Origin of the sequence: Stenotrophomonas sp., from assembly GCF_050737075.1 — a bacterium.
Taxonomy (GTDB): domain Bacteria; phylum Pseudomonadota; class Gammaproteobacteria; order Xanthomonadales; family Xanthomonadaceae; genus Stenotrophomonas.
In genome coordinates, this window is sequence record NZ_JBOHXV010000039.1 from 35,445 (window position 1) to 41,444 (window position 6,000).

The 6,000-nt window shown below is 65.7% G+C and carries 7 protein-coding genes and 1 pseudogene; 4 read left to right on the forward strand and 4 right to left on the reverse strand.

Annotated features, from left to right (window positions below):
• The first annotated feature begins 85 nt into the window (after positions 1-85).
• Entirely contained in the window at positions 86-562 is a 477-nt protein-coding gene (locus tag ACREPD_RS11320) for a hypothetical protein (RefSeq protein ID WP_431599430.1), read from the forward strand.
• A 92-nt stretch (positions 563-654) separates the two neighbouring features.
• Positions 655-1,164 carry a hypothetical protein gene (locus ACREPD_RS11325; protein ID WP_431599431.1) on the forward strand — a complete coding sequence of 170 codons (510 nt, stop codon included), beginning with the start codon at positions 655-657 and terminating at the stop codon, positions 1,162-1,164.
• Positions 1,165-1,230: 66 nt separating this feature from the next.
• On the opposite strand, the gene ACREPD_RS11330 is transcribed toward ACREPD_RS11325, so the two are convergent.
• The 4 genes from ACREPD_RS11330 to ACREPD_RS11345 form a co-directional block, all read right to left on the reverse strand.
• Positions 1,231-1,602: a DUF423 domain-containing protein gene (locus ACREPD_RS11330; protein ID WP_431599432.1), complete on the reverse strand. Its 372-nt coding sequence runs from the start codon at positions 1,600-1,602 to the stop codon at positions 1,231-1,233.
• Positions 1,603-1,681: 79 nt separating this feature from the next.
• Positions 1,682-2,761, reverse strand: a complete 1,080-nt coding sequence (locus ACREPD_RS11335) for an SRPBCC family protein (RefSeq protein ID WP_431599433.1) — start codon at positions 2,759-2,761, stop codon at positions 1,682-1,684.
• A 313-nt stretch (positions 2,762-3,074) separates the two neighbouring features.
• Positions 3,075-3,716 carry a response regulator gene (locus tag ACREPD_RS11340; RefSeq protein WP_019184539.1) on the reverse strand — a complete coding sequence of 214 codons (642 nt, stop codon included), beginning with the start codon at positions 3,714-3,716 and terminating at the stop codon, positions 3,075-3,077.
• Positions 3,716-4,915, reverse strand: a complete 1,200-nt coding sequence (locus tag ACREPD_RS11345; RefSeq protein WP_431599434.1) for a sensor histidine kinase — start codon at positions 4,913-4,915, stop codon at positions 3,716-3,718. Before ACREPD_RS11345 ends, ACREPD_RS11340 begins: the two co-directional genes overlap by 1 nt.
• A gap of 137 nt (positions 4,916-5,052) precedes the next feature.
• Between ACREPD_RS11345 and ACREPD_RS11350 the strand changes: the two genes are divergently transcribed.
• Both ACREPD_RS11350 and minC read left to right on the forward strand, forming a co-directional pair.
• Positions 5,053-5,649 (forward strand): GNAT family N-acetyltransferase, encoded by a 597-nt coding sequence (locus ACREPD_RS11350; RefSeq protein WP_421568778.1) that lies wholly within the window; start codon positions 5,053-5,055, stop codon positions 5,647-5,649.
• Between the two features lie 13 nt (positions 5,650-5,662).
• Positions 5,663-6,000 (forward strand): annotated as a pseudogene (gene minC / locus ACREPD_RS11355) (septum site-determining protein MinC); the annotation flags it as partial.

Consider the following 6,000-nt stretch of genomic DNA (forward strand, 5'->3'; position numbering starts at 1 on the left):
ATCAGCGCCCAAGCGCACCGTAGAGCGACGCCATGCGTCGCTGAAGCAGCCCGGCACCGTCCCGTTAAAGCAAGGAATTCACTGCATGCACAAGGACAGTCCCTACCAGGCCAGCAGCGTGGCGGTTGCACCCGACCCTGACGCGTTGCACGCCAACCGGCTGCCGCACGCGATCGGCGGACCCGTCAAACACATGTGGATCCTCGCGCGGGTCCTGTGTGTGATGGCCCTGCTCGCCAGCATTGCATCGATGATCCTGCGATGGGACAGCTACCGCGACGGCAACGTCACGCTGCTTGGGCTGCTGCTATCGACCGGTGGCATCCTGTTCGATGCAGTGGTGTTTGCCGGCCTTTCGTGGGGCATACAGCGCTACAGCCGGACCGCGGCGTGCGCGCTGCTCGGCTACTACCTGCTGGGCCAACTGCTGTTCGTGCTCCAGAACCAGTTCTTGATCCTCGTCCGGCTGGCCATCGTGATCGTCGTTGCACTGATCTGCGTGCGTGGCATCCGTGCCACGTTCGCCTACCACCGTTACGCGGCTGATGAGCAGCGGCGCTGACGCTGCCAGAGGCAGCCACCCATGGGGTCGCTCTACCCAATGGGTACACCTGCCGTTAAGCTTCGCGGATCACCCAAGGGGGAGCCCGTGTCATGGAAGACAACAGCCCGTACCAGGCCAGCCGTGTGGCACCGACCGCCGAGCGACACGACCACCGTGATGACCCGCCGCGCGAGATCACCAGCCCGATCAAGCACCTGTGGCTGCTGCTCGCCGCGATGGGCAGCATCGTGGTGATCGGCGGCGCAGCGATCCTCTTCATGAGCCCCGGCGCGCGCATGTTCTTGACGGTGCCGTTCGCTGCCGTAGGCTGTTTCTACCTGCTGGCCGCGTTCGGGGTGTACAAGCGCAGCCGGTTCGCCGCATGCCTGGTCCTGGCACTTTGCGGTCTGGCGGTGTTGAGTGCTGTGCTTCAGATCGCCACAGGCCGGGGTTCACTGGTCGGCGTCGGCTTCCTCGCCATTTTCACTTTTGTCAGCGTGAGGGGCACCCTCGCCACCTTCCGCTATCACCGTCATATTCGCGACGTGCGCAGCCGCCCGCCGCGGCCACGCCTCAGCGATGACCCCGCGTTCGCGCCGAAGCTCGACACCCCGCTGTAGAGCGACGCCCTGCGTCGCTGAAGCAGCCCGGCGCCGCGTAGAGCGACGCCATGCGTCGCTGGCCGATCAACGCCTCAAGGCATTGAGCCCATACACCACCCAACCCAGCATCAGCGCCGTACCGCCCACCGGGGCCAGCCCGGTGCTGAGCTGCCACAGCGCGCCGGCGACCAGGCTGCCCGAGAACAGCAGCGTGCCCAGCAGCAGCACATACAACGCCAGCTTGCCGATGCTGTTCTGCTGGGTGGGCCCCAGCACCGCCAGCGCCACGCCATGACCGAACGCGAACAGCGCGGCCGTGTTCACATGCGACTGCGCCAACGGTTCCGCAATGCCATGCGACGCATAGGCCGACAGCCCGACCGCCGTGGCGGCCAGCAGGCCGCCCAGGCAGGCCAGCAGGGAGGGTTTACGCGCGCGTCGTTCCAGGTTGAGCATGCCGGTCTCCTTCAAAAAAAAACGCGCCGCAGGAAGCGGCGCGTTTTCAGTTCTACGTTACATCAAGGCAACCGTCGGATTACTTGACGGCCCAGTAGATGTCGTAGGTCGCTTCCGGCGTGAACGACTTCTCCACGCCTGCGTTCCAGGACTCGTACGGGCGGTCGATCACTTCGTTGCCACCGGTCACGGCCCAGGCACGCAGGGCGTTACGGGCGATGTCCAGACCCGCCATGTGGCCGGTGTACTTGGCATGCGCGGTGCGGTGCGGAGCGACGTGCACGTACTTGACCGGAGCGCCACCGTCGATCTTCACCGTCAGGGCTTCAGCCGAAGCACCTTCGGTACCCTTCTTCTTGACCGGCTGGGCCACGTCGAAGGCGTACTTCTCCTGACCGAAGTCAGTGGTGATGATGCGGAACGGACCGGCGGCTTCGAGGTCATTGGCCTCCATCACGCGCTTGATCCACTCCTGGTTGTCCTTGATCGACTTGGTGATGGTCGCTTCGCCGCGGTCGACGTTGCCGGCGGTGACGATCAGCAGGTCTTCGGCCGGGGCATCGATGATGGCCAGGTCGGTCAGCGGGGCTTCGGCGGTGCGGTAGTCGATGTTCGGCACGGTGGCCAGCATGTTGGCCATGCGCGACAGACCCAGCTTCAGGTCGTCACCCACGTGACGGCTGACATACAGACCCGCGTAACGACCGAACAGGTTCCAGCCGTACTTGATGCTGTAGTCCTGCGTGATCTTGACGTTGCGGCCACCCTTGCCGGTCGGCTCGAGGGTGAAGCTGGTCTTCTTGTCGTGGCCCTTGGTCTCGTCTTCGATGGCGATGTCGACGCGCTTGTTCGGCTCGGACGCGGTGATTTCCCAGCTGCCCTGGCCCAGCGACGGTTCCTTGGAGGAATAGTCCAGGCGGGCACCCACGCCAGCGGCGGGGCCGGAGTGCTTCAGTTCAACGGCGGGATCGCGCAGCAGGAGCGGGTTCCAGTCCTTGAAGCGGCGCAGGCTGTTGACCGTGTCGTACACGATCGTCATCTTGCGGTTGGTCTCGATGCTTTCGGTAATGTGTCGCTCGCCCGGCAGCACAACGCCAATGATGACGAACAGGCCAGCCACGATCCCCAAGGCGATCAGGAACTCGATAATACGGGTCATTCAGGAGTCTCCGGGGCCGATCCCACGGCCGGGTTGATTGAAGCGAAGCGCCAATCCTAGCAGGCTTCGCGGGTGTTGTTGATCAGGATTGGCGCACCGGTTTCCATACCAGCAGCGGTTTTGAATAGACAAGGAGCGGAAAGATAGCGCATCGCGCGGTCCAGCACGCGACACACCGCAATATTTATTTGCCGGATTCGGCAAGGAAGCTGAAAGCGACCCCCGCAGCCCTTGCGGCACAAGGGTTTCAACTTGCGTTCATATTGGCACCAATTGACGACCGGCACCTCCAGGCCGGTCGCCCCTGCCCCGATCAGACCAGCTGCAGCTCGAATGCCTTGAGCACCGCCCGGGTCCGGTCGCGCACACCCAGCTTGGACAGGATGTTGGACACGTGGTTCTTGATGGTGCCCTCGGCCACGCCCAGCGAATTGGCGATCTCCTTGTTGGAGAAGCCGCTGGCCATCAGCCGCAGGATCTCGGTCTCGCGGTCGGTCAGCGGATCCGGGCGGTCCAGGCTGACAAACTCGTTGCGCATGTGCTCCAGCCCGGACAGCAGCCGCTGGGTCACCGCCGGCTGCACCAGCGAGCCGCCGTCGGCCACGGTACGGATGGCGCCGACCAGCTGGTCCAACGTGACGTCCTTGAGCAGGTAGCCCTTGGCGCCAGCCTTCAAGCCGGCCAGCACCAACTGGTCATCGTCGAAGGTGGTCAGGATGATGGTCGGCGGCAGCTGGTTCAGCCGCGACAGCATCTGCAGCGCCTCCAGCCCGGACATCACCGGCATGCGCATGTCCATCAGGACCACGTCCGGGCGCACCTGGGGCACCACCTCGACGGCCTGGCGGCCATCGGCGGCCTCGGCCACCACTTCGATCCCGTCGTCCAGGGCGAGCAGCGAGCGGATTCCCTGCCGCACCAGGGTTTGGTCGTCGACCAGGCAGACGCGAATCATCAACGCACTCCTTCCAGGATGGCACCCAGCATCAGCACTGGCACGCCGGGGACCGAGGCGCGCAGGCGAAAGCCCTGGCCCCGGTGGGTTTCAATCTGCAGCTCACCGCCGCATTGTTGCAGGCGCTCGCGCATCCCGCGCAGCCCATTGCCGATCACGATGCCATCGGCGCCCACCCCGTCATCATGCGCCTCCACCACCACCAGCCCCGGGGGTTCCCGGCGCACCTGGATCCACAGGTTGCGGGCGCGCGCATGGCGCACCGCGTTGGTGATGATCTCCTGGGTGCAACGCAGCAGCACATGGGCCTGTTCAGGGTCCTCCACGCTGAGCGGCTCCTCGATATCGAGGTGGATATCCAGCGACGGCACCTGTTCGGTCAGCGGGCGCAGGGCGGCGGCCAGGTCGATGGCGCCACTGTCGCGCAGCTGGCTGACTGCCTCGCGCACGTCTGTAAGCAACAGTTTGGCCAGCGTATGGGCCTGGTGCACGTGTTCCTGGGCCTGGCCCTCGGTGATGTGGCCGGCCACTTCCAGGTTCAGGCTGAGCGCGGTGAGGTGGTGGCCCAGCAGGTCATGCAGTTCGCGCGAGATGCGGGTGCGCTCATTGACCCGCGCGCTCTCGGCCAGCAGCACGCGGGTGGCACGCAGCTCGGTATTGAGTCGGCGCTGCTCTTCGCGGGCGTCGGTCTGCTGCCGGGCGACCAGGCTGGTCACGAAGATGAACATGGAGAAGCCGCCGTACAGCAGCGACTGCATCACCGCCTCGAACAGCGAGAACGGCAGGAACAGGTAGTAGACGGGCGCGACGGCCAGCTGGCTGACCAGCAGCCAGATCACCCCTACCCGCGCCGGCAGCATCCAGGGAATGACCCCGGCGGCCACCATCATCAGGATGCTGCCCAGGCCCGAGCCGCTGAGGAAGCTCACCGCCAGCGCCGAGATGGTCAGCAGCACCAGGATGGCGCGGTCGTACCAGGCCGAATGGCCACCATTGCGCAGGCCGCGGGTCAGCCACAGGTAGCCGCCGCCGAAGGCCAGGTAGGCCAGGAACAGCAGCAGCGCGGGCACGTCGATGCCGCCGCCGCTGCGCTTCACCAGCGCTTCGTACTGTGAGTAGACCAAGGGCAGGCCCAGCATGACCCAGGTAAACAGGCCGGCCAGTCGCAGTACTCGGGTTTGGCTGAGGTATCCCAACATGGACGCATCTTAGGCTGAACCCGCCCCGCTGCACCCGGACATAAGTCATGGCTGGCCTGTGCCCCCGGCAGCCACCCATGCAATAATCACCTGCAGGGCCCCTCGACGGGCCAACCGCGTTACCCCACGGAGTCACAATGTCGATTGTCATCCGCGACGTGCGCGAGCACGAGCTCGATTCCGTCCTGGCCCTGAACAACAATGCCGGCCTGGCCATCCTTCCGCTGGATGCTGCCCGGCTGCGCCTGTTCTATGAAACCGCTGAGTACTTCCGCGTCGCCGAGCGCGACGGCAACCTGGCCGGCTTCCTGATCGGTTTTGGCAGCGACAGCCAGCACGACAGCAGCAACTTCGCCTGGTTCCAGCAGCACCTGGCCAGCAAATTCTTCTATATCGACCGCATCGTGGTGGCCAGTCGCCGCCGCGGCGGCGGTGTGGGCCGTGCGTTCTACGCCGACGCCCAGAGTTACGCCGAGCTGCGCTACCCGCAGCTGACCTGCGAGGTGTTCCTCGACCACGGCGCCGATGCGGCGCTGCTGTTCCACGGCAGCTTCGGCTTCCGCGAGGTCGGGCAGAACACGATGGAGCACGTGGACGTGCGTGCCAGCATGCTGCTCAAGGATCTGTGCAGTTACCAGTGGGTGCATGACACCTACGGCGACACGCTGCCCGACGTGCCCTGGGTGGGCCATCGTCGCGAGCCGCTGCGCGCGCACCGACCGACGGGGACCTGAAGTGGCGGCGAACATGGATTTTGAACAGGCCGGTGAACTGAAGATCGGCCAGGTGGGTATCGCCAACCTGCGCATCCGCACCCTGGATGTGGAACGACTGACCCGCGAGATGCACGACCGGGTGGCGCGCGCGCCGAAGCTGTTCGGTCGCGCGGCGGTGATCCTGGATTTCGGCGGCCTGACCCGGATGCCCGACGTGGCCACGGCGCAGGCGCTGCTGGACGGCCTGCGCAGCGCCGGCGTGCTGCCGGTGGCGCTGGCCTATGGCAGCACGGAGACCGACCTGCTCTCGCAGCAGCTGGGCCTGCCGCTGCTGGCCAAGTTCCGCGCGCAGTACGAGCGCGCCGAGGC

Bases quoted from the DNA above. Each gene is read 5' to 3' on its own strand.
- ACREPD_RS11350 (WP_421568778.1), top strand. From the start codon at position 5,053: ATGTCGATTGTCATCCGCGACGTGCGCGAGCACGAGCTCGATTCCGTC.
- ACREPD_RS11335 (WP_431599433.1), bottom strand. From the start codon at position 2,761: ATGACCCGTATTATCGAGTTCCTGATCGCCTTGGGGATCGTGGCTGGC.
- ACREPD_RS11325 (WP_431599431.1), top strand. From the start codon at position 655: ATGGAAGACAACAGCCCGTACCAGGCCAGCCGTGTGGCACCGACCGCC.
- ACREPD_RS11330 (WP_431599432.1), bottom strand. From the start codon at position 1,602: ATGCTCAACCTGGAACGACGCGCGCGTAAACCCTCCCTGCTGGCCTGC.
- ACREPD_RS11345 (WP_431599434.1), bottom strand. From the start codon at position 4,915: ATGTTGGGATACCTCAGCCAAACCCGAGTACTGCGACTGGCCGGCCTG.
- ACREPD_RS11320 (WP_431599430.1), top strand. From the start codon at position 86: ATGCACAAGGACAGTCCCTACCAGGCCAGCAGCGTGGCGGTTGCACCC.
- ACREPD_RS11340 (WP_019184539.1), bottom strand. From the start codon at position 3,716: ATGATTCGCGTCTGCCTGGTCGACGACCAAACCCTGGTGCGGCAGGGA.